This window comes from Microbulbifer mangrovi, assembly GCF_002009015.1.
Lineage (GTDB): Bacteria > Pseudomonadota > Gammaproteobacteria > Pseudomonadales > Cellvibrionaceae > Microbulbifer > Microbulbifer mangrovi.
In genome coordinates, this window is the sequence record NZ_LZDE01000093.1 from 1 (window position 1) to 860 (window position 860).

At 44.5% G+C, this 860-nt stretch carries 2 protein-coding genes; both read left to right on the plus strand.

Annotation, left to right across the window (positions count from 1 at the left end; translation table 11 throughout):
- On the plus strand, positions 1-368 hold a 368-nt coding region (locus B4U49_RS00425), incomplete at its 5' end, for a low molecular weight protein tyrosine phosphatase family protein (protein WP_239692412.1).
- A 78-nt stretch (positions 369-446) separates the two neighbouring features.
- A complete protein-coding gene (locus B4U49_RS00430; protein ID WP_143735434.1) occupies positions 447-821 on the plus strand; it encodes a hypothetical protein in 375 nt (124 codons plus the stop codon).
- The last annotated feature ends 39 nt before the right edge of the window (positions 822-860 follow it).

The following is an 860-nucleotide window of genomic DNA, read 5'->3' on the forward strand; positions in this document are numbered from 1 at the left end:
AGCTGCCCCTGCTGGCGGCGTTACATGTCACCAGGAATCTGATGAATCTACTATTCGTTTGCAGTGAAAATAGGTTGAGAAGTCCTACCGGAGAAGAAGTATTCTCCAAATACCCAGGAATAAACGCTATTGGAGCGGGCACAAACTCGGATGCTGAAACTGTAGTCAGTGGTGATCTTGTCGAGTGGGCTGATATCATCCTTGTAATGGAAAAAAGTCATAGAAATAAAATCTCTAAAAAGTTCAAAGATTTACTCAAAGGGAAAAAGTTGGTCTGCTTAGATATCCCTGACAATTACGACCGTATGCAGCCAGAGTTAATTCGGCTGCTAGAGTCTAGGGTGGCAAGGCATGTTCGACTCACCTAAAACATGTAACAAGCGCAACCACGCGGAACAATTTTCCGCTGCGCTCCAAATTGTCCGGTGTTGCGGGCGTTACAAGTCATGAAACTACTAACCAAATACCAAGATAAAGATCAGGCATTAGCTTTAAAGTACAGACTGGAAGCTCAAGGAATTCCGATACACATTGGTAATGAAAACTCTGGGCCGGCACTGGGAACCATGTACGGCGCAGACTTTTATGTGATTTGGGTAGAAATTGATTCACAAATTGAGTGCGCGTTAAACGCGCTTAACGACGAAGATTATCAGCCGGTAAATCCTGTAGATATTCAGGATTATCGCGGTTTTGAAGAGGCTGCTATTGAAAGATTTCGTGGTGGATTCTCAAAGCTCAATGAGTATATTCTAAACATAGTATTCTTGGGTGCTGCGGGGTTCATTGGGTACAAGATCTACCTAGCGATAAACTTGTAACAAGGCCAGGCAATAAGCTCCGGGCCTTCGGCCCTCCGC

Coding starts and splice junctions, on each gene's coding strand:
- B4U49_RS00430 (WP_143735434.1), top strand. CDS start 447: ATGAAACTACTAACCAAATACCAAGATAAAGATCAGGCATTAGCTTTA.